This window comes from Lysinibacillus sp. 10T31 (genome assembly GCF_056394365.1).
In genome coordinates this window covers 1-20,907 of record NZ_JBFTHS010000040.1, presented here as the reverse complement: position 1 = coordinate 20,907, position 20,907 = coordinate 1, and the positions used below count along the sequence as shown (strand labels likewise).

21 protein-coding genes are annotated in these 20,907 nt (G+C 35.2%); 11 read left to right on the top strand and 10 right to left on the bottom strand.

Going from position 1 to position 20,907, the window contains the following annotated elements; genetic code table 11:
* The first annotated feature begins 49 nt into the window (after positions 1 to 49).
* Entirely contained in the window at positions 50 to 1,396 is a 1,347-nt protein-coding gene (locus AC1DCY_RS19980; RefSeq protein ID WP_477353022.1) for a sodium-dependent transporter, read from the top strand.
* A 68-nt stretch (positions 1,397 to 1,464) separates the two neighbouring features.
* On the opposite strand, the gene AC1DCY_RS19975 is transcribed toward AC1DCY_RS19980, so the two are convergent.
* Genes AC1DCY_RS19975 through AC1DCY_RS19960 form a run of 4 tightly spaced genes read right to left on the bottom strand, consistent with a single transcriptional unit; the run spans position 1,465 to position 5,183 of the window.
* Complete coding sequence (locus AC1DCY_RS19975) at positions 1,465 to 1,851, bottom strand: STAS domain-containing protein (RefSeq protein ID WP_477353021.1); 387 nt, start codon at positions 1,849 to 1,851, stop codon at positions 1,465 to 1,467.
* A gap of 53 nt (positions 1,852 to 1,904) precedes the next feature.
* Positions 1,905 to 3,599 carry a methyl-accepting chemotaxis protein gene (locus AC1DCY_RS19970; RefSeq protein ID WP_477353019.1) on the bottom strand — a complete coding sequence of 565 codons (1,695 nt, stop codon included), beginning with the start codon at positions 3,597 to 3,599 and terminating at the stop codon, positions 1,905 to 1,907.
* Between the two features lie 27 nt (positions 3,600 to 3,626).
* Positions 3,627 to 4,049: an ATP-binding protein gene (locus AC1DCY_RS19965; RefSeq protein ID WP_477353017.1), complete on the bottom strand. Its 423-nt coding sequence runs from the start codon at positions 4,047 to 4,049 to the stop codon at positions 3,627 to 3,629.
* Between the two features lie 3 nt (positions 4,050 to 4,052).
* On the bottom strand, positions 4,053 to 5,183 hold the full coding sequence (locus tag AC1DCY_RS19960; protein ID WP_477353016.1) for a SpoIIE family protein phosphatase: 1,131 nt from the start codon (positions 5,181 to 5,183) through the stop codon (positions 4,053 to 4,055).
* Between the two features lie 458 nt (positions 5,184 to 5,641).
* On the opposite strand from AC1DCY_RS19960, the gene glnA reads away from it, so the two are divergent.
* Positions 5,642 to 6,976, top strand: coding sequence for a type I glutamate--ammonia ligase (glnA, locus tag AC1DCY_RS19955; protein WP_477353013.1), 1,335 nt, complete (start codon positions 5,642 to 5,644; stop codon positions 6,974 to 6,976).
* Between the two features lie 112 nt (positions 6,977 to 7,088).
* Here glnA and AC1DCY_RS19950 read toward each other — a convergent pair whose 3' ends face one another.
* Complete coding sequence (locus AC1DCY_RS19950; RefSeq protein WP_477353011.1) at positions 7,089 to 8,189, bottom strand: hypothetical protein; 1,101 nt, start codon at positions 8,187 to 8,189, stop codon at positions 7,089 to 7,091.
* 275 nt (positions 8,190 to 8,464) lie between these two features.
* Here AC1DCY_RS19950 and AC1DCY_RS19945 point away from each other — a divergent pair, with 275 nt between their 5' ends.
* Positions 8,465 to 8,641 carry a sporulation protein Cse60 gene (locus AC1DCY_RS19945; protein ID WP_477353009.1) on the top strand — a complete coding sequence of 59 codons (177 nt, stop codon included), beginning with the start codon at positions 8,465 to 8,467 and terminating at the stop codon, positions 8,639 to 8,641.
* 22 nt (positions 8,642 to 8,663) lie between these two features.
* On the top strand, positions 8,664 to 8,876 hold the full coding sequence (locus AC1DCY_RS19940) for a hypothetical protein (protein ID WP_427560882.1): 213 nt from the start codon (positions 8,664 to 8,666) through the stop codon (positions 8,874 to 8,876).
* Between the two features lie 100 nt (positions 8,877 to 8,976).
* On the opposite strand, the gene AC1DCY_RS19935 is transcribed toward AC1DCY_RS19940, so the two are convergent.
* Complete coding sequence (locus AC1DCY_RS19935; RefSeq protein ID WP_477353007.1) at positions 8,977 to 9,363, bottom strand: NUDIX hydrolase; 387 nt, start codon at positions 9,361 to 9,363, stop codon at positions 8,977 to 8,979.
* A gap of 437 nt (positions 9,364 to 9,800) precedes the next feature.
* On the opposite strand from AC1DCY_RS19935, the gene AC1DCY_RS19930 reads away from it, so the two are divergent.
* Both AC1DCY_RS19930 and AC1DCY_RS19925 read left to right on the top strand, forming a co-directional pair.
* Positions 9,801 to 10,664 (top strand): AraC family transcriptional regulator, encoded by an 864-nt coding sequence (locus AC1DCY_RS19930; protein ID WP_477353005.1) that lies wholly within the window; start codon positions 9,801 to 9,803, stop codon positions 10,662 to 10,664.
* 177 nt (positions 10,665 to 10,841) lie between these two features.
* Entirely contained in the window at positions 10,842 to 11,465 is a 624-nt protein-coding gene (locus AC1DCY_RS19925; protein ID WP_477353003.1) for an HAD family hydrolase, read from the top strand.
* 230 nt (positions 11,466 to 11,695) lie between these two features.
* On the opposite strand, the gene AC1DCY_RS19920 is transcribed toward AC1DCY_RS19925, so the two are convergent.
* Positions 11,696 to 12,220 (bottom strand): GNAT family N-acetyltransferase, encoded by a 525-nt coding sequence (locus AC1DCY_RS19920; protein ID WP_477353001.1) that lies wholly within the window; start codon positions 12,218 to 12,220, stop codon positions 11,696 to 11,698.
* Between the two features lie 181 nt (positions 12,221 to 12,401).
* Between AC1DCY_RS19920 and AC1DCY_RS19915 the strand changes: the two genes are divergently transcribed.
* A complete protein-coding gene (locus AC1DCY_RS19915; protein ID WP_477352999.1) occupies positions 12,402 to 13,172 on the top strand; it encodes a GNAT family N-acetyltransferase in 771 nt (256 codons plus the stop codon).
* A gap of 414 nt (positions 13,173 to 13,586) precedes the next feature.
* Complete coding sequence (locus AC1DCY_RS19910; RefSeq protein ID WP_477352997.1) at positions 13,587 to 15,941, top strand: M13-type metalloendopeptidase; 2,355 nt, start codon at positions 13,587 to 13,589, stop codon at positions 15,939 to 15,941.
* 259 nt (positions 15,942 to 16,200) lie between these two features.
* On the opposite strand, the gene AC1DCY_RS19905 is transcribed toward AC1DCY_RS19910, so the two are convergent.
* Together AC1DCY_RS19905 and AC1DCY_RS19900 are read right to left on the bottom strand one after the other, a co-directional pair.
* The gene (locus tag AC1DCY_RS19905) at positions 16,201 to 16,488 is read right to left on the bottom strand and encodes a 3-isopropylmalate dehydrogenase (RefSeq protein ID WP_477352995.1); all 288 of its coding nucleotides are present in this window, start codon (positions 16,486 to 16,488) and stop codon (positions 16,201 to 16,203) included.
* 368 nt (positions 16,489 to 16,856) lie between these two features.
* The gene (locus AC1DCY_RS19900; protein ID WP_477352994.1) at positions 16,857 to 17,120 is read right to left on the bottom strand and encodes a Parvovirus coat protein VP1-like protein; all 264 of its coding nucleotides are present in this window, start codon (positions 17,118 to 17,120) and stop codon (positions 16,857 to 16,859) included.
* A 221-nt stretch (positions 17,121 to 17,341) separates the two neighbouring features.
* Between AC1DCY_RS19900 and AC1DCY_RS19895 the strand changes: the two genes are divergently transcribed.
* The 3 genes from AC1DCY_RS19895 to AC1DCY_RS19885 all read left to right on the top strand — a co-directional run bounded on the left by AC1DCY_RS19895 (position 17,342) and on the right by AC1DCY_RS19885 (position 20,499).
* Positions 17,342 to 18,388, top strand: coding sequence for a DUF418 domain-containing protein (locus tag AC1DCY_RS19895; RefSeq protein ID WP_477352992.1), 1,047 nt, complete (start codon positions 17,342 to 17,344; stop codon positions 18,386 to 18,388).
* 150 nt (positions 18,389 to 18,538) lie between these two features.
* Positions 18,539 to 19,213: a hypothetical protein gene (locus AC1DCY_RS19890; RefSeq protein ID WP_477352990.1), complete on the top strand. Its 675-nt coding sequence runs from the start codon at positions 18,539 to 18,541 to the stop codon at positions 19,211 to 19,213.
* 14 nt (positions 19,214 to 19,227) lie between these two features.
* Positions 19,228 to 20,499, top strand: coding sequence for a glutathionylspermidine synthase family protein (locus AC1DCY_RS19885; RefSeq protein ID WP_477352988.1), 1,272 nt, complete (start codon positions 19,228 to 19,230; stop codon positions 20,497 to 20,499).
* A gap of 41 nt (positions 20,500 to 20,540) precedes the next feature.
* Here AC1DCY_RS19885 and AC1DCY_RS19880 read toward each other — a convergent pair whose 3' ends face one another.
* Entirely contained in the window at positions 20,541 to 20,735 is a 195-nt protein-coding gene (locus AC1DCY_RS19880) for a hypothetical protein (protein WP_477352986.1), read from the bottom strand.
* Positions 20,736 to 20,907 lie beyond the last annotated feature (172 nt).

Sequence of the window (20,907 nt, the reverse complement as noted above, 5' to 3'; positions counted from 1 at the left end):
TTTCATGTAGAATAAGGAAGAGTTTAGGCAGTTAGAGGAGTTTGAAGAGATGAGCGAAAAAAAGAGTCAGTGGTCTAGTAAACTAGGCTTTATTTTAGCATCGGCAGGAGCTGCAATCGGACTAGGGGCAATTTGGAAGCTTCCTTATGTTACTGGACAAAGTGGTGGGGGAGCGTTTTTCCTTATTTTTGTTCTATTTACATTGCTGATTGGTTTACCGATGTTATTATCGGAATATATTTTAGGTCGTGGTACACAGTCTGAAGCTGTGACTGCATATAAAAAAATTGCACCAACGAAAACAGGATGGGCCTGGGTTGGTCGTTTAGGTGTGCTTGGCTGTTTTTTATTATTAACTTTTTACAGTGTTGTAGGAGGTTGGATTTTTATATATAGTGGCCTTGGTGTAACTGGGGCAGTTATTGATCCTGCTAATGATCCTAGTGAACTATTTGGAAAGATTGTAGGAACACCTTGGATTACATTACTCGGTTTAGGATTGTTTACACTAGTAAATGTTCTAGTCATTTCACTTGGAGTACAAAATGGCATAGAGAAAGCCAGTAAGTGGATGATGCCTTTATTATTCATTATGTTTATTGTGCTTGTTGTACGGGCTTTAACATTAGATGGGGCAATGGAGGGGGTTAAGTTCTTCTTGTGGCCTGACTTTTCCAATATAACTGGAAAAGCTATATTAGAAGCGTTAGGGCAGTCCTTCTTTGGTTTAGCAGTAGGATTTTCTTGTCTTGTGACGTACAGTTCCTATTTAAAGAAAGATGTGAGCTTACCTAATTCTGCAGGCTCCGTTGTTCTTCTCACTGTGCTTGTATCGTTTTTAGCAGGATTAGCAATTTTCCCTGTTGTATTTGCCTTTGATTTAGAACCAGCATCTGGACCTGGCTTACTATTTATGGTTCTGCCAACAGCATTTAGTCAAATGCCATTTGGTGAAATATTCTTAGCGATGTTTTTATTATTATTTTTATTCGCAACACTAACTTCTTCCTTCAGTCTATATGAGATTATCGTAGCGGCATTTATGGAGAAGGGGCGTATGTCTCGTTCTGCTTTGACGATGCTACTAGGTGTAGTAGTTTTTATTGCGGCGATTCCTGCAGCGCTTTCATCAAGTACATTAGCGGACGTATCAATCTTTGGAAAAACAATTTTTGATGCAACTGACTTTTTAGTTTCTAATTTAATGCTGCCGTTGGGTAACTTATTGATTGCTATCTTTATTGCGTATGTAGTTGATAAAGAATTTGTGAAGAAGGAATTATTAATAGGAAGTCAAATGGGACAGGGGTTCTATTCGACGTATCGACTACTGATGTTAATAGTAGTACCCTTTGTGATTATCGTTGTGTTTGTCAATATGCTTTTACAATATTAAAGAGAGTAGGTTGCGTTCCGTTTAATAGGAATGCAACCTACTTTTATGTTTGGGGGGCAACAATAGGGTTAGTATTCACTAAGCGATAGTTCACCTAGCCAGCCTTCTCTAATGATCTGTCTTGCTTGTTCTTCGCTTTTAGTAATAGGGAATACTTTATCGACTTGTGAAATAGCAAACAAATTGCGAATGAAATCATCGGCAACAATAATGGCGATTTTCTTTTCTTTTACAGATACTTTCTTTGCGAAATTGACAATCATGCCAAAGCCGGTACTATCGATGTTTGTAACCTTTTGCATATCGATAATATATCCATGCTTTGTTTCCAAGCTTAACGATTGAAGCTCGATTTTTATCTCTTCAATCAACCCATATTCTAAATCACCAGTAAACGCAATCAAAATATAATCAGCCTTTGTGTCAATATCCATCGCAATTTTCTTCTGATTCATACTATAGAGCCTCCATTTTCTTTTCGTGTTAGAAAATTCTAATTCTTTAGAAATTAAAATTTGAATTTATTGACTTCATTTTGTAATTTATCAGCAATCGATGCTAATTCATCTGAACTTTGTGTAATTTCTGCAACGGTTGCATATTGTTCCTCTGATGTTGCGGCAATTTCCTCTGTTGCTGCAGCGGAGTCTTCAATGATGCGGGAAATATCTTGAATGGCTTTTTGAACCCCTAAGGAGTTGTTGTTGACATGCGTAAATGCAGCCTTCATTTGCTCAACGCCTTTTTCTGTTTCTTCGACCTTTTCAACTATTTCCTTTAATGCAGTTCCTCCTTTATTGATAATTGTTACTTGCTCCTCTACTGCTAGCAAATTACTTTCCATCGTGCGTACTGTCACAGAGGTTTCAGCCTGAATATCTTTAATGAGATTTGTAATTCGTCCTGATGCTAAACTTGATTGTTCGGCTAACTGGCGTACCTCTGATGCAACAACGGCAAATCCTTTTCCTTGCTCGCCTGCCCGTGCTGCTTCGATGGCTGCATTGAGGGCAAGTAGATTTGTTTGCTCTGCGATACCCGTAATAATAGTAATAATGCCGCCAATTTCTTCAGAGCGTTTACCTAGTTTTTGGATAGAATCTGTCGCGTAAGACACTGTTTGTGTGACATCGCTTAAATGTTTTATAGCTTCATTGATCGCCTCTTCACCTTGACGTGCAAAATGGGTTGATTCTATAGCGCTATTTAACGTATTCTCGGCCTTTTGTAAACTGCTCGATACTTCTTCAATTGTTTTTTGCATCATCGACACTATTTGTTCGGCTTGATCAGATTGAGTCGTAGTACCAACTGCAATTTCATTCATCGTAAGTGCAATTTGGTTAGAAGCCTCACTTGTTTGATGTGATGATTCTGCTAATGAATGCGATGAGTTAGCTATTTGATTGGCGCTACCAGCTACGATTGTCATCGTTTCCGTTAAACGATTCTTCATATCACTAAAGGCATTTGCTAAAACAGCAATCTCATCTTTACCTTTAGGGTTTAATAACTTTACATTTAAATTTAAATCTGCTAAATCTTTGGCATTTGTACTTAAAATATTAATGGGTGTGATGATTTGTCGCTGTAAAAACCAACTAATCCCAACAATCATTAAAATGGCAATTCCTAAGGAGATCGCTACATTTTCAAGTGCAGACTTTGTAGCAATACTTATATATGGAGCGGTAGGTACAGCTGTTGCCCATACGCCAATAACATCTCCTTGGCTATTTAAAATTGGATCATAGGCTCCTTGATGCATACTACCCAAGACATTTGCTGATCCGATAAAACGTTTTTTTTCTTCTAACACAACTTTCGCAACTTCATCAGAAACCTTTGTATTTAATGCGCGTTCTCCATTTTCGACTATATTTGTACTAATGCGAGTATCGTTTTGAAAGATTGAGACGACATTCCCGTTGGTAAGCTCTCCAACTTTATCAGCTACCTCGAAATTGTCTGCCATTTTGACATCGCCTTTATACAATTGATTGTTTTTGATGGACCATTCTCCGGGGAATTTAGCATCTAAATATTCATAGCCTAATTGAATATCTGATAAAAGCTTTGTATTTGCACTTTCTAAAAGATTTTTTTTGGCAACATAAAAATTTATTCCTGCTAAAAGTGTAGTAAGTAGCAAAATACACCCGAATATTAACAGGCTCATTTTTTTTCGGATTGACAGCTTCATGAAAACTCCTCCAATTATACGTTTACTTTATACATGAATCTTTTTTGAAATACCAACTAAAAATTTCGTTTCAGAAATATTTTCAAACCAAATATGGTCGACCATATTTTTAATAAAAAATAAACCTCGCCCGCGATCTGAATAATCGGGTTCGTTCAAATCAAATTGTAGAACCTTATCCCAATCATTTTCTGCAATACCTTTCGCTTCATCGGTAACGGTTATTTTTATTTCTTCATTAGAGCAGGATACGTGTACTTGAATTGCTTTTTTGGAGTATGGCTCTATCTTTTCACTAGCTGCCACAGCATTTATAACTAATTCATGTACGACAAATCGTAATTCTCTTTTAAAAGGTAGATTATATACATTAGTATAATTCTCCATAATTTGATCTACATAAGCTATAGCTTGTGTATCAGGATTTACATTGAGTGTGAATTCCATCATCAATCACCGACCCTGTAATGTAATTGTTATTGAAACTACTGTTATATCATCGCTGTAATCATTGTCGAATAAATCATATTTTTGAGAAAATTTTTGTAAGGCGTAGCCATTATCTTGTGAAGCATAAGAATGGAAAAAGTCCATATCAACTACGCGTTGCTCATTGATTGTCAATAAGCCATCTGTATAAAGTATTATGCGATGCCATCCGGATAAAGGTATCGTTTTTTTATTAATATGAATAGTTGGGAATAGCCCTAAGATAGGTGTATTTGCTGGGAGGAACACCGTCTCTCCGTATTTTCCAAATAAGAAACCAGATGGATGAGCCGCATTAACATAGTGTACAGTTCCGTTTTTCGTATCAATGAGTATGTAGATAGCTGTCATTAAAAAACGGTCCATATCTTCATCAGAAAATAACTCGTAAATTTGTCGGTTAAGTTCTCGGATTACTAAAACTGGATCAATTAATTTCGTGATTATTCCCTTTAACAAAGATCTAATGGACATTGTAACGAGTGATGCGGCAATGCCATGTCCCATTGCGTCGTAAAGAAGAATGGCAGTTAAATGTTCATTAATCTTAAACCAGCAGTACATGTCACCTCCTAATGTGTTGGATGTAACATAAAGCCCATCAATCTGAATATGCTCAAGATTCAATGAGGGAGATAGTGCATTTTTTTGAAATTTCTTCGCGACAATTAAATCTTTTTGAATAATGCTTTCTTGCTGCTTTCGTAGCTTGGTTTCCTTTTGATATGTAAGGGCCACCTGAATCCGAGTTTTAAACTGGGTGAAATCAAATGGTTTTAAAATGAAATCGAAAATCCCAGCTTCAAAAACCCTATCAATTGTAATGCTTTTTTCATAAGTAGTAGAAAGAAGGATAGGGGCATCAAGCCAGCTCTTTAGTTTCTCAATTTGTTGACAGATGTTCTCGCAATTTTTAAGCGTCATTTTTGCATCGAGAATAATTAATTCCAGCTCTTCTTTCAAAGAATCTGATAAATAATTCATTGCTGCGTCAGTTGTTGTAAAGCAATGAATATTTTTGATGCCGATACGATGAGAATATTTTTGCAGACGCAACACATCATTACTTACGCTGCCAATAATTAGTACTGACATGCTTCTTACATTCACCGCCTTATGTATCTTTCAGAAGATATATTGCCTCGGACGCAATTGCGCCAAGGTAAAATGGATATGATAATTTCCGACTATAATATATACGCCATATTTACTTATATGATGAATAATATAGAAATTCTAATTTGCTATAAATTTACCAATAAATATGACATTATACAAGACTAATGTGATATAAAATATGGAAAAAAAGTTCTTGCATCTAGCAATAAAGTCAAAATTTTTTTAGTTAAACTACAGTATGATGAGTCTAAAGACCTTATGTGATAAAAGGGATGGGAGAGTGACTCTATCCATCTGTAAAAAAGATTAATATATTCGATAAAATGCATGTAATAAAACCTTACATAGATATTGTGTTTTACACCCTTTTAATGTATTTTAAAAACAGTTACAAAAGAATTGTGTTAATAAAAATTACATTGGAGTGGTGAAAAATGAAACGTTATACAAAAAAAGATATTAAACGTCGTGTTGAGGAAGAAAATGTTAAATTTATTCGCCTACAATTTACTGATATATTAGGAACAATAAAAAACGTTGAAGTACCAGTTAGCCAATTAGAAAAAGCATTGGACAATAAAATTATGTTCGATGGTTCCTCAATTGAAGGTTTTGTACGCATTGAGGAATCAGATATGTACTTGAGCCCTGACCGTGATACTTTCGTAATTTTTCCTTGGACTGCTGAAAAAGGCAAAGTGGCTCGTTTTATCTGTGATATTGTTAGACCAGATGGTACACCATTTGAAGGTGACCCACGCTCCAATCTGAAGAGGGTGTTAAAGGAGATGGAGGAGTTAGGTTTTAGCTCATTTAATTTAGGACCAGAGCCAGAATTTTTCTTATTTAAGCTAGATGAAAAAGGGCATCCAACACTTGAGTTAAATGATAGTGGTGGGTACTTCGACTTAGCCCCAACTGACTTAGGGGAGAACTGTCGACGTGATATCGTATTAGAGTTAGAAGAAATGGGCTTTGAGATTGAGGCATCACATCATGAGGTTGCACCAGGTCAACATGAAATCGACTTTAAGTATGCAAGTGCGATCGAAGCATGTGATAATATTCAAACGTTTAAGCTTGTTGTAAAAACGATAGCAGCACAGCATGGACTGCACGCAACCTTTATGCCAAAGCCACTATATGGTGTTAATGGGTCTGGAATGCATTTTAACTTATCATTATTTGAAGGGGATAATAATGCGTTTTATGATGATCGTGCAGAATTGCAATTAAGCCAAACAGCACGTAGCTTTATGGCCGGGATACTAAAACATGTACACGGCTTTACAGCTATAACAAATCCACTTGTTAATTCCTATAAACGATTAGTGCCAGGCTATGAGGCTCCTTGCTATGTAGCATGGTCTGCACAAAACCGATCACCACTTATTCGAATTCCAGCTTCAAGGGGACTATCAACACGAATTGAGTTGCGTTCTGTCGATCCAGCAGCAAATCCATATTTAGCGATGGCTGTTATTTTAGCATCTGGGCTCGATGGCATTCGCAAAGATCTCACACCACCGGATGCTGTAGATCGCAATATTTATAAAATGTCACGAGCAGAACGTGAATTGAACAGTATCGACAGCCTCCCATCGTCATTGGAATACGCACTCCTTGAACTAGAAATGGATCATATCGTACGTGAAGCGCTTGGAGATCATATCTTTGAAAAATTCACTGCTGCTAAAGAAATAGAATGGAATAAATACCGCACACGTGTCCATAACTGGGAGCGGGAAGAATATTTAAAAATGTATTGAAGGGGAGTGTTGGGGCATTAGTGCTCCGACACTTTTTTGACCCAAAATGTGGGGGAATTGAGTGTCAAAAAGAAGGCTATCCCAATTTTTCATTGATAGGGATAGCCATTTTTTAGTTAGTTAGCTTACTTTGAATTATTAATTTGCCTTTTTCATTTAGTTCATAGTCATGGATATAAACACCATTTTCAGCTGAAAATCTAAAAAAATTCGGTATTTCTAACCAACCATCCTCAACTAATAGATGATCCTTTATCTTAAATTTTTTATAGTACTCATTATCATTGAAAAATAAATATATTTGATTATTAAAATCAATGTTAAGATCACTTACACTATCAATATCCGAAACAACTTCTTGCGTATGATTTGTCGAAGCGTCATAAAAAATTAGCTTACCATCACCAGTTGAAGGTTCAGATGGGGCGTCAAATGTTAGATAAACCCATTGTTGATCATTTAGAAGCCTTGCCCAACCAATAAATTCATATGAACTCTTAAATTCTTTTATTTCTTTACTTTTCACATCATACAAATAGAGGTATCCAAAATGATCTTTTTCATCAGTAAATAATATTTTTCCATCCTTTGCAGACAAAGACATATTCCTGAATGTAAAGCTATTTGAATTAATTATACTTATAGTTTCGTCTGTTTTGAGATTCTTAAGCATAACTTCCGCTTTTTCACTTTTTCTGTCCATTTTAATCCAAGCTGCGTAGTCTTCAATTAGTATGGGGAAATCATTAATAACATTTTCTTCATTTTCTTTTGTTAATGGTTGAATTTCTTGCGTCTTTAAATTCATAAAATATGGATTCAGATACCATCCATTTTCATCGGTATCTACCCACAATAACCAATTATCATTTAATTCTACCCCTTGAACTGACGGTAATTTGAATTTACTAGTAAAAATGGTTGTGCATTTTTGAGTCTTGCGATTATATTGAACAATTTTATTATTGAGAGAAGTACTTTCTTGATCTACACTCATATAAATATAGTCAGCATTCCCTCTATATGAGTGAATATCAGTAAAAGGTACGTCTACGGTTTTATTGAAATCTTTATCGATTATTTGATAATAATTTGAACTTTGCGGTTTAATCAAAGATCTATTTGCCAGTACACCATTATAAACGGCTTTAAAAACAATGAATAGGAATATAGCTGTGCATGATAGTATTATTACTCTCTCTATTATTTTCAAATGAATCTCTCCATTTTTGCTATGGTATTTTTTAAAAAAGCTCATCTTCAAGAGTTGTCAAAGCCTGCACTCCAATCAAATACCAAGTATACGTTTTAGCAAAAGTTATTCTCAATTCTGTTTGGTATCCTTAGTATATATTACCAAATATTTTGCAGAATTACCCTATGATTTTTATGTACTACTTTTTCTCTTCCTACTCCTACTACCGAAAACATTTTGTTGTGACAAATAATTCCTTTTATTCTATGATTAGAAGAAAAGGGGGAAAATGTATGACGCAAGCGACTCAAGTAGTAACGATCCAAAATAATGACATTGTACAATTTGAACATGATATTAACAACGCTCTATTAGATTTAAGCGAGTGTTTAATAGTTGATATTAAATACAATACTTTATATATAGGGGAACATACAGTTATACATTCAGCTTTAATTATTTATAAATAATTGATCCAAAGGGGGAAATAACTTGTCAAAAATATATTGGGTATCAATTGCTAAAAGAACAGATGATGAATCTGGAGCGGAGAAAAATGTCATTGAAAAAATATTTGCGAAGAAATCTGAACTAAAGGATTTTTTAGAACAAGAAGGCTATTGTAAGGCTGCGAAAAATCAATATATTAAAATTGATGATGAATTGATATATGAAGCGGCTGTTGAAAAAGTAAAAATGAAATAATCATAATATAAGAGTTTACCCGCGGGTGAAAGGAAAATACCCGCGGTTGAGGTAATGCCAAGCATTAAGCTAAGTTTCTCATCATTTATTGCGATAGGTTTTATTGAAATAATGATAATAGAAATTGTCTATCTTCAGGGAAAGATAATGTTAAATCTAGTAAATCATCTTTTGATTTCCACGCAATGTCATAAATCAATTCATCGGGATCATGTATCAGCATTTGACCAGCTTTAATGATTGTTTCGAAATAGCGAACTTCTACTACATCATTATTTTTATGTAACACTTCTCTGACGATGTCTACTACAAATCCTGTTTCCTCATATACTTCGCGGATACAACATGTCTCAAAATTCTCGGTAGTTTCTTTTCCCCCTGATGGCACTGACCAAGTTTTTACTTCCTCTTCAGTCCCTTGCAAAACCATTAATAATTGTTTGTCTTCATTTAAACAAATTCCTGCAGCTCCTTGCCATTTAACCAATATCAAAACCTTCAATCTAATTTTTTATACTATTTTAACCTATATTATCCAAAAATAGGTATTACTTTTGTTGATTCTATGCATATAGGTTGATTGGAATGGAGACTGGTCGACTCCTTGGGGATCAACAATAGAGGAACGAAGGCTAAAACCATCACGTCCTGTGATAACGCCTTCGTGACCAGCATCGTGCTGGCCTGAGACCCTGGAGCGAGCAACGCGAGTGAAGCGGCTCATCGGACGCCCCCAGGAAGCTTTGTTCTGTGCGAAAGCGTAGTGCTAACGTAGCGGCAGCAACAAAGCGACCGGTCGGAACGGAAATCAACACCACGCTATGGTGAAAATAAAGCTTTCATTTTAACCAGTCCAAAGTTAGCATAAAAAGACAGGAATAACTAATTATGATGTTTTAAGCTATAAACAAGGAGTGAGAGCAATTGAGTTGGATTGAGTCGATTCAAAAAGCAATTAATTATATCGAGGAGCATTTACTAGATGACATCACAATGGAGCAAATTGCACGAGAGGTAAATTCTTCGGTCTTTCATTTTCAACGGACTTTCTCGATTTTAACGGATATGTCTATTGCTGATTATATAAGACGTCGAAGGCTAACATTAGCTGCACAGGAGTTAATAAATACAGAGCAAAAAGTAATCGAACTCGCCTACAAATATGGCTACGACTCTCCTGAAGCTTTCACAAAGGCATTTCGGAAGCAGCATAACCTAACGCCTAGTGAAGCAAGAAAGAAGCAAGGACAACTACAATCATACAATCGCCTGGTCATCCAGGTAAGCTTGAAGGGAGCAGAACCAATGAAGTATAAAATCGTAGAAAAAGAAAAGTTTCAAGTGGTAGGGGTAAAAAGAACATATAATTGTCAAAATGGTGAGAACTTACAAGGCATTCCTCAATTTTGGAATGAGATGAATTCGAAAAAATTCGATCATCAACTTATCCAATTAAATAACGGAAGCATCAAAGGGGTGTTAGGTGTTTGTGTACCAAATACAAGCCAAGAGCAAAATGGTTTCATTGATTACTGGATTGCTACGGATCATGTAGGGGAAGTGGAAGAAAACCTATTTGCGACGGAAATACCTGCATCGAAGTGGGTTGTGTTTGAGGTGCATGGTCCTATGCCAGAAGCTATGCAAAATACTTGGAAGCAAATTTATTCAGAGTGGTTCCCATCCAATCCATATAAACCAGCAGGAACAGCTGAACTTGAAGTTTACCCTGATGAAGATGCATATAGCCCTGATTCATACTCTGAAATTTGGATTCCAGTTCAATAAGATAAATGGATTTGGTAAACGATTGTTTGCCAAATCCATTTTTTGTAGTGATGATGTTTTATATAGTGTAGTCCAGCATAGTAAGCACCGTATCTTGTATCTAAAAATTCTCCTTAAGAGAAATTTTCGCTTTCTTCAACATCCATATTTTGTATAATATATTGAAGGAGGTTGCATATGGACATAGATAGCATTATTTTCGATTTGGATGGGACACTTTGGGATTCAAGAAAAACAGTAGCGCAATCATGGACGCAGGTAGTTCAGGCGTCTCCTTTCGGTAAAGGAAAGATAACCGAAGAGGATTTATCTAAAACGATGGGCTTACAAATTAAAGAAATAGCCGCTGTATTATTTGATTATCTTGATGAAGAAAAGCAGATGGAGCTTATTTTAGCATGCTGCCAGCAAGAGCAAGATGATTTATTACTTAATGGCGGTATTTTATATCCGCAGTTAGAAGAAACTTTAATAGCCCTTTCAAAAAAATTCCGCTTGTTCATTGTGAGCAATTGTCAGGAGGGCTACATAGAAACATTTTATGCTTATCATAAACTAGACAAATATTTTCTCGATTTTGAAAATCCGGGACGTACAGGCTTATCAAAGGGAGAAAATATTCAATTAATTAAGGAAAGAAATCACATAAAAAACGCTGTATATGTGGGAGATACTCAAGGAGATATGCTTTCTGCGAAGTTTGCAGGGATTCCTTTTGTTTTTGCTTCATATGGTTTTGGTAAGCCAGAGGAGTATGACTATATCATCGAAAAGCCAATAGATTTATTGAATATATTTTAAACTAGAGAGGGAGTATGGAGTTGTCTCTTCTGACGGTCTCTATACTCTTATTTTTATTAAAAGAATGGGGAATTTTAACATCCTACTTATTTGGACATACGTACTCAGACGAAGATCCATTTAGTCTTGACCTTTATTGTGAAATTTGGATTCTGATTAAGTAACAGAAATGAAAGCAGCCAAGAATGCTCTTAGGTAACATTCTTGGCTATTATAACTTTTACATCAATTTATTTTAATAAAGAATAAACATTAATGTCATAAAAAGATTCTTTTGATTCTTCATTTTCCTGAAATGTTCCTTCAAAAGTAAAATTCAATTTCTCTACTACTTTTATAGAATTTATATTACCAGGCTCAATCTTTGCTTCAATTCTATTTATGTTTAAAGTGGTGAAAGCATAATCAATCAAAGCCGAAATACTTTCTGGCGCATATCCTTTTCCCCAATAAGCTTTAGCAAGATCATAGCCAATTTCTGCTGAGGCGTTAACTTCATCAATTGAATTGAATCCACAAGTGCCGATTATCTCATTTGATTCCTTCTCAATAATGGTAAAGCGAATAGCTTTGCGCTCCTCAGTTAATTCATCAAAAAGCTCAATCATTTCATTCGCTTGTTCTACATGAGTAAAATTAGTAATATTCATAAATTTTGTAACTTCTGAGTCTGACCAAATATTAAATAAACTATGTGCATCAGCCATCTTCATTTTTCTTAAATACAATCTTTTTGTGTAGATTTGATCTATCAATACTTTTACCTCCAAGTAATTAATTAAGTTTGGATGAAAAATATTGCTATCTGCGCATATTTCAGTCCCTTCAAATTTTATGTACCTATTATACATTGTTTAAAAATTAAACAATAGACCCAATAATTTCTATCAATGTTATAATGCTTGAAGATATATCCAAAGAATAGGGGGAATGATAATGATCGAGGTAACGGCCGAGAATTATTCGATTATCAAAGAAACAATAGAAAGGGCACCAACATTTGTCTATAGCATACTAGATCAGGTAATAGAAGGCACTGTCTATGCCGACAATGAAAGCCTCCATTCACTTCTATTTCAAACTAAATCGGGAATATACTATGTTTATGGTGATTCTTCTAGCGAGCAAATCGTAAGTAAACTTGGATCTTTACTACAAGAATCTATTGAACAAAGTAAACGTTTTACATTGTTTTCTTATTCAGATGATTGGAACACAAAAATTGAACAACGATTAAATGGTCTTGTGAAAAAACTAGAAAGATACACTTTTACCTTTGCTATAAATGCTTATAACGATAGAGAAAGAAGAGAGTCGCTTGACTATGAATCCATTAAAATTAAGCAACATCAAATTGAGCATTGTTTAGAATTCGACAATCAATATTATGAGGAATACTGGGATTCTACTAATAATTTTCTTGAAAATGGCTTTGGTTTTTGTTTGCGGCATGGAGACAAGATTATTAGTGAAGCTGTCACTATTTTTAAATCCCATCAATTCGCAGAGGTTGATATAGTAACTGATCCGAATTATAGAGGAAAAGGATTAGCAAGCTTCATTGCAGAGAAATTTATTGATTTTTGTATTTTAAATAAAATACAGCCTTGTTGGGATTGTGACATTCATAACCAAGCATCTTATCATTTAGGCACTAAGCTAGGTTTTACTAATCCACAAAAATATGCAATTTATATAAAATCTTAATGTTCATAAAAAATGCTCACGGTGAATAAATATTTTATTAAAAGTCAAACCAACTTTAAATAGTGAATATTCTTATTTAATGTCACACATTATATATATAGAAATTAAAAGGATGGAAGAGCTTAAATAAATTTGCTCTATCTATCCTCTTTTTTATTAGAAATGACCCTATTTACTACAACAACTAATTTGTTCGTTAATCAAACTAATGTTGCGGTAATTCAAAAGGAGCCTCTCAAAGATTATTGCTTCTAGTTTGGTTATCTCTCCGTTTGTTTAATTGTGAAAATGAAAAAGCTCCTTACATATTTTCAAACTGAAAAAAATCGACTACAATGGTTTTTAAATGGTATAAATTCTAAAATCTATCCATTTATCTTTATTTATACAAATTTACTATAGAGGAGCACGAAGATGAAAAAGAAGTTTTTATCCTTATTCATGTCCATAATTATGGTCCTATCAGTTAGCGTATCGGTGTATGCCGATGAAACGTCGCCACCAGCGACTAGAGGAGAGATCGCTAAAACCTTGTTGATGGCAGCAGATGCTTATCAACCAGGTATTAATAAAGAAGCCGTTATGCAAGGCTCTAAAAACGGAGATTTAAGAGAGAATGAGCCAGCTAAGAAGGTTGAAGCTTTAGTCATGTTGAGCAGGGCATTCGGCGAATTACCAAAGCCTGTTGGAAATGATCTACGCAGTGGAACATTTGGCGTCGAGTTCACCGATGTACCCGCTTGGGCTAAGAAAGATATCAATAAACTGTCAAGAGCAGGCGTATTGATGGGCAACCCTGACGGCACATTAGGCGCAAATGACACTATTACAATCGATGAGTTCCAAAACATTATCGCCAGAATTTGGTCGCTTAAAGGCTCCCATTTAAATGACGATTTTTATGAAGCAATCAATAAGGAATGGTTAAATAAATCGACAATTCCGGCAGGAGAAATCATGGGCGGCGTATTTCCCGAGCTGTACAAGCAAAATAACGATAAAATAGAAAAAATAATAGAAGAGCTCGCTGGCAAACAGTTCGCAGAAGGAACAAAAGAACAAAAAATTGCCGACTTCTATACGACAGCGTTGGATTCAAAAAATAGAAATAAACAAGGGATTGAGCCCATCCAAAAATATGTAAAGGCAATTGATGGGGCTAAAACGCTTGATGAACTCGTTCAAGCAGATCTTATCCTGGAGAAAGAATTGGGTCTAACCTCATTATTCAACTTTGCAATCATGAACGATGCAAAGAACAGCAGTGAAAATGCTTTGTATTACTCTGGATTAACTACTGGTCTGGATAAGAACAGCTTTGTAACGGAAGACTCGAAAGCGAAAAAAGCCTATACTCAATATATGACCAGACTTCTTGTGGCATCGGGCGAGGAAAAGTCTGCTGCGAATGCACTTGCCGAAAAAGTATATGATATGGAGAAAAGCTTAGCTTCCGTATCACTTGAACCTCATGAAAAAGGCGACGTCAATAAATACTATAATCCGTATACAATCGAACAATTCGATGACATGTTCAAAACAGTAGATATGAAACAAGCCTTGAAATCGATGAAAGTCGACAGTGTTGATAAAGTGATCGTAACCGATGTGAAGCTGGCGCAAAAAGGCGCGGATCTCTTGACTGAGACTAATCTTAACGTACTAAAAGCTTACTCCAAAGTGCAATTGCTTATGGCAACAAGCGGTTCGTTGTCAGATGAATTCAGAGAAGCTGCTATTGAGTTTGACGCAACGTTATTAGGCGTTACAGGTGAAAAAACAGCTCAAGAAATCGCAGTGGCCAAGACAACAGGCACAATGGGCGGATATTTGGAGCAAATGTTTGCCGAGAAACATTTTTCATCAGAAGCTAAAAAAGATGTTGAGCAAATGGTAGAGAAGTTAATTGCTACGTATGAGGAAAGAATCAAAGCTCTTGATTGGATGTCAGAAACTACGAAAGCTAAAGCAATTAAAAAGCTGGATACGATGATTGTTAAGATCGGTTACCCAGATAAATGGGATACGACATTAGATAAAGTAGCTATCAAGACATATGACGAAGGTGGTTCGCTATTCTCTAATACCGTCACAGTAAACAAAGCATACATTGATGACATGAAAGCCAAGCTAGGAAAACCGGTGGACAAAACGAAATGGACAACGAGTGTATATACCGTAAATGCTTTCTACAATGCTTTTAATAACGAAATTACTTTCCCTGCCGGTATTCTCCAAGCGCCTTTCTATGATATTAACGCTAAACCTGAAGCAAACTATGGTGCCATTGGCATGGTCATTGGTCATGAAATCAGCCATGCATTTGATAACAATGGATCTGCATACGACGAAAATGGAAATGCAAATAACTGGTGGACAGAAAAGGATTTTAAGAAATTCAAAGAGAAAAACCAGAAACTGATTGAGTTCTATAATGGAATTGAAATTATTCCGGGTGTGTCGAGCGACGGTCAGCTTACACAGAGCGAGAATGTCGCTGATTTAGGTGGAATGGCGGCTTCATTGCAAGTTGTATCCAAAATGAGTAATCCGGATTATAAAGCATATTTCGAAAGCAATGCAGAAATATGGAAATCTACAACTACAAAAGAATTTGCAGCGATCCTAAGCAAAAACGATGTACATTCAGCCGCTAAAATTCGGGTAAACCGCACGATTGTGAACTTCCAGCAATTCTATGATACCTATGGAATTAAGCCTGGAGATGGCATGTATGTAGCACCTGAGGATCGAGTTTCTATCTGGTAATAAAATTAGAGCAGATAGAGCTAATTCCGATAGCTCTTACATCCGTGTATAAAGGTAAAGAGGATGTTAAGAAGTCCTTTTTAGAGTAAGGCTGTTTTCTCAAATATTGTTTGTTAACAAAAAGGCAGATTTAATCTACAAAACGTGTAGAATAAATTCTGCCTTTTTGTTTCGATATTTTGTGAATCAAAAATGTAATTAAAGCACCCAATATTTTAAGTGTATTCATTCACAAACTAAGTTTTTTGCATAATCACATTTATCTACTATTATATTTTTTAATTATAGTAGCTAAAATCGCAAGAAGAAATACGATAAGACTATTTAGTAGTAAATAGTAGGCAAGATTCAACCCGTAGAATACCGCAAAGGCATCACGAATAATAAATAGTGCTAATACGCTTCCTAGTCCACCAAAAATACCTGCTAGTAGTAATATTATGAAAGCTGCAAAATATAGATTTTTCTTTTTTTGGAAGAATACAAACCCAATAACATTTGCCATAACGATTAAAAAGCCCATAAGTATTAAGAAAAAACTTTCCATTTAACTCCCTCTTTTCAAAAAACGATTTTTCTTAATGAAATAACTATCCCTTAGATTACTTTTCTTTTCTGATACATTATAACAATAAATGCTATTAAAGTTGTGTATTATACAAATTTCCCTAATAATACCATCATCAGTTTTGTTTTTCTTATTAAGGTAAACTGCCCGGTAAGTTGAATTAACGAACAAATTAGTTGTTGTAGTAAATATGTTCATTTTTTTATAAAAAAGAGGATAGATAGAGCGAATTTATTTAAGCTCTTCAATCCTCCTTTTTATTTCTATACATATATTGTGTGAAAATAGTTTCAGCCTAAAACTTGATTTTTAATAAAAAAAATAACATCGTGAGCTTTCTTTATTGTTTAAAAGAACCTGTTTCGCATTTCGAAGATATTGTAAAACAATTTAGCATCTCTTGCCATTCTATTATTAGCGTTCATTTGTGGTCGTAAGCAGTTTTGGAACATTTCATCGCAATATCTTGATCTACCATATCGAGCATAACATTCGTCGTGTAATTTGCAGCATGAATCTACAGCGTTGATAGGTCTACCTGGTCCTGAACATCCTGGTCCACAGTATTTATAACCAGGGTAGCAAAAACCAAGTCTGCGGTGTCCGAACATCATCTATTCTCCTTTTTAAAAAAAATAATTATTACTATAAAATATGATATTTTTGCTTTCAGAAAGGGATTAAAAACTAATGTAAGTAAAAAAAGACATTAACTGACGAGACAAATCTAAAAATGTAAGGTTCCTGTAAGCTTTTAAAAAAACTACTGTAAGGATGGGGAGCTATGATAGTTATAGCGCAGTAAAGTATGAAAAATAAGGAGTTTTAAAGAATGAATCCATCTGTTACTCAAAAAGAAAGAATTGTTTCCTTAGATATTATCCGTGGGCTAGCGTTATTTGGCATTTTGTTTATAAATGTAGCGGCCTATCAGGTAATAGTAGAGGGAGGACCGATGCCTGACTATAGTGGAATTAATGGTATTATTGATACGCTTATTAATATTTTTATTGAGAAGAAATTCTTTTCAATTTTTTCATTCCTCTTTGGTGTAGGCTTTTATATTTTTGCTTCACGTGCAGAAGCGCGTGGCGATAAGCCAAGATGGCGTTTTGCAAGACGTTTACTAGCTTTATTATTAATTGGTATAGTTCATTTTTTTATTTTTTGGGGTTCAATCCTTGCTATCTATGCAGTAATAGGTTTTTTACTAATTCCTTTCTATAGTGCAAAGGTTTCAACAATTAGTAAATGGTTATTTGTTATCATTACTGTTCATGTCCTAAGCATTATCGGGCAAATTTTTATGCCAAATCAAGGAGCCTTTTCAACTGTTTTTGGTTTTTTAGGAAATGATGCAATTACTATTTTTATCATGTTTTTAACTGGTTTTTTAGTAGCAAAAGCTGATTGGATTAGTCATGTAAGTGAATACTCAAAACAAATAAAGTGGCTACAATTTGTGACGTTCCCGCTTTTTGTTGGCATTTCAATATGGATTTGGTTTGCAGCTCAAGGCGGATACGAAAATCTAAATTCTGTTATTAGTTTAGGGGTAATTCCGACAACGTATTTTTACCTAGCTTGTCTATTTGTTTTGTTAGAAAATAAGAAAATTGCGAAGCTTCTTAAACCAATTGGACGAGTTGGTCAGATGGCATTTACAAACTATTTAGCTCAAAGCTTTATTGGCCTAGCTATTATGTCGTTAATGGGGCTTGAAGTTGTTTCACCTTCTGATGCGGTGATTATTGCAATCTTAATTTTTATCATTCAAATTATCTTTAGTGTCATCTGGTTCAAATTCTTTAAAATGGGGCCATTTGAAAAGCTATGGCGCTTTATGACATATGGAAGAAAAGCAGTACCGACTAAATAAATATCTTTGCGCGAAACTCCCTGGAGATGAATGATTCCAATCCACCAGGGGGTTTTTAGTGCTATGACAATATGTATGAATTTGTAAAAAATGAAACCTAAAGAAGGAGACATCCGTAAAATAGGTATCGAAATAAAGGAGAAATAGGATATGGCAAAACAAATGAAAAAATATTTAGCAGTCACAACAGCGTCATTTATGGCTATGCAATTAGCCGCATGTGGGAATACAGAAACTCGGACTGTTGAAGAATCAACTAATACAAATAATACTTCAACATCAGGGAATGGGGTACAAAGTGTCTATGACAGCGATATGGCAAATGAATGTGATAAATGGAAAGAAAGTGATGATGGTTCGTTCGAGTGTTTAGATGAGAATTCGCCTCATTATGCTCATCATTTTTTTAATGGACTTATGTATGCAACTACCGGAGCAATGCTAGGAAGTGCCATTTATAAAAGTCGCAATTTAAAAAATGGTACAGATAGAGAGGATAAAGGCGGCGGTTCAGCAGTACCACGAACGAATTATAGCAATACGAGCGAAAGTAAAAATGCGAATTCAAATGGAATTACGACGAATGGCTCTCAAAATCCGTCTGGTACAACATCTAGTAGCTCAAATAACTCAACAACAACAAATAGCTCAAATTCAAATACAAGCGGTTCCAAGTCTTATTCGAGTGGCAAGCGCTCATACTCAAATAGTTCAGGTTCATCGACGAATAGTTCTAATTCTTATTCTAATCACTCGTCTTCCAACACAGGGAAATCAGGCTTTGGCTCAGGTGGTGCCTCTCGTGGTGGCTCTTCATCTTCTTAAAAGGAGAAATCAACATGGACAATCATTTTCAACAACGCCAAGCATTTTATTCTCAATTTCCTAATTTCTTTCCTGACTTTGAGGACCTTGAGTACGCCTTATACGATGTGCTAGATTTACCGAAAGAGAAAATCGATGAAATTAACTATGCATCTACTATACTTTGGAAAATATTTTTAAAGGTTGGGAAACAATTTAAGCATTTAGCTGATGAACAACTTTTAGCACTAGGCATTCGTTCTGAAATGCTGCCATATATCCAATTAGATTATTTACAGCAACAATCGGTACTGGCTCGCTTTGATTTTATTTGTACAGAGGACGGACAAATAAAATGTCTTGAATTAAATGGTGAAACGCCATTTCTTGTCCAAGAAACCTTTGAGATTAATGAAGCGCTTTGTCAGCATTTAGGATTTAAAAGTCCGAATGATGTTTCGGCATTACATAAAACCTTGTCTGGTGCACTCTTTGCGGCTATGCATTATTTAAATGATGTGAAAAAACCTAAAATCATCATTACTGGGAAAACGGCTACAGAAGATTATGAGGAATATTGTCAGGTACAGTTTTTAAAGAAATGTATACCTTTTGAAGTGGAATATGTTCCTATACAAGAGCTAATCATTTTTTCAAGTAACACTGCTAATATAGCTCGAGGACTTTACACGCCTGCCATGGAAAAAATTGATATTTTGTATCGTCCCGCACACCCAGTAGAGTTTTTAATAGATGATGTGTCATCCGATGGTGATCGTATTGGTCTACAATTACTGGAACTTGTAAAAGATGGACAGTTGGCTATTATCAACGCACCCGCTGCATATGTACTGCAATCGAAAATTTTATTATGGCTGATTTGGGAACGAAAAGATGATCCACTTCTTTTTAATGCAGAAGAACGAGCTGCTATTCAAAAGTATATGTTGCCAACATACCTTTCGGCAGAACCATTTGTTCAGGAAAACTTGCCGTTCGTAAAGAAACCTGTCTATTCGCGGGAAGGGAATACTGTAGAAATTTATGCAGGGGATGGTACGAAAACGAATGCCTCTGCGTATACCCATTATGATGATAATTTGTTTATTTATCAGCAGTACGTGGAAATGCCCTCTATAACGATAAAGCTAAAAGAAGGATTACAAACAAAGAAATGGTTAATCGGCTCATTTATCGCTGATAATCGTGCATGTGGCTTATCTTGTAGAGTAGGCAATCAAATTACAGAATGGGATTCGCACTGGTTAGCTGTTGGATATAAGAAAGAAATTTTAGTTCAGAAATAGTAAGCTCAATAGCGGAGTGTTATTACCACATGAAGGGATCATTAGTCTCGTAAATCTTTATTTTTTTCTCGTTTATAGTCTTGTCTAAAGAAAATAACAGAAAGTATCAGTAAAATTATTGGAAGAAAAAAGAATCCAGAGTCATATTTAATTGAATGCTCCAGTTTTAGTCCTAACAAATAAATGAATAAAGTAAAAGAAACAGATAAAGAGATTGTTCCCGCTATAGTCTTCATTGCAAGCCCTCCAGTATATTTTCTTACAGATTTTCCGAACGAGAAAGCCTATGCAGGGTGTAGCCCGTCTTTAGACATGGGATGAAAGTGAGGTCAGACAAGAGGTAACTATTGCTACCTTAATTGTCTGAAAGGGTGTTATACTCCATCTATAGACTAGTAAAAGTCTATA

Coding starts and splice junctions, on each gene's coding strand:
- AC1DCY_RS19980 (WP_477353022.1), top strand. CDS start 50: ATGAGCGAAAAAAAGAGTCAGTGGTCTAGTAAACTAGGCTTTATTTTA.
- AC1DCY_RS19975 (WP_477353021.1), bottom strand. CDS start 1,851: ATGAATCAGAAGAAAATTGCGATGGATATTGACACAAAGGCTGATTAT.
- AC1DCY_RS19970 (WP_477353019.1), bottom strand. CDS start 3,599: ATGAAGCTGTCAATCCGAAAAAAAATGAGCCTGTTAATATTCGGGTGT.
- AC1DCY_RS19965 (WP_477353017.1), bottom strand. CDS start 4,049: ATGATGGAATTCACACTCAATGTAAATCCTGATACACAAGCTATAGCT.
- AC1DCY_RS19960 (WP_477353016.1), bottom strand. CDS start 5,183: ATGTCAGTACTAATTATTGGCAGCGTAAGTAATGATGTGTTGCGTCTG.
- glnA (WP_477353013.1), top strand. CDS start 5,642: ATGAAACGTTATACAAAAAAAGATATTAAACGTCGTGTTGAGGAAGAA.
- AC1DCY_RS19945 (WP_477353009.1), top strand. CDS start 8,465: ATGACGCAAGCGACTCAAGTAGTAACGATCCAAAATAATGACATTGTA.
- AC1DCY_RS19925 (WP_477353003.1), top strand. CDS start 10,842: ATGGACATAGATAGCATTATTTTCGATTTGGATGGGACACTTTGGGAT.
- AC1DCY_RS19915 (WP_477352999.1), top strand. CDS start 12,402: ATGATCGAGGTAACGGCCGAGAATTATTCGATTATCAAAGAAACAATA.
- AC1DCY_RS19910 (WP_477352997.1), top strand. CDS start 13,587: ATGAAAAAGAAGTTTTTATCCTTATTCATGTCCATAATTATGGTCCTA.
- AC1DCY_RS19905 (WP_477352995.1), bottom strand. CDS start 16,488: ATGGAAAGTTTTTTCTTAATACTTATGGGCTTTTTAATCGTTATGGCA.
- AC1DCY_RS19900 (WP_477352994.1), bottom strand. CDS start 17,120: ATGTTCGGACACCGCAGACTTGGTTTTTGCTACCCTGGTTATAAATAC.
- AC1DCY_RS19895 (WP_477352992.1), top strand. CDS start 17,342: ATGAATCCATCTGTTACTCAAAAAGAAAGAATTGTTTCCTTAGATATT.
- AC1DCY_RS19890 (WP_477352990.1), top strand. CDS start 18,539: ATGGCAAAACAAATGAAAAAATATTTAGCAGTCACAACAGCGTCATTT.
- AC1DCY_RS19885 (WP_477352988.1), top strand. CDS start 19,228: ATGGACAATCATTTTCAACAACGCCAAGCATTTTATTCTCAATTTCCT.
- AC1DCY_RS19880 (WP_477352986.1), bottom strand. CDS start 20,735: ATGAAGACTATAGCGGGAACAATCTCTTTATCTGTTTCTTTTACTTTA.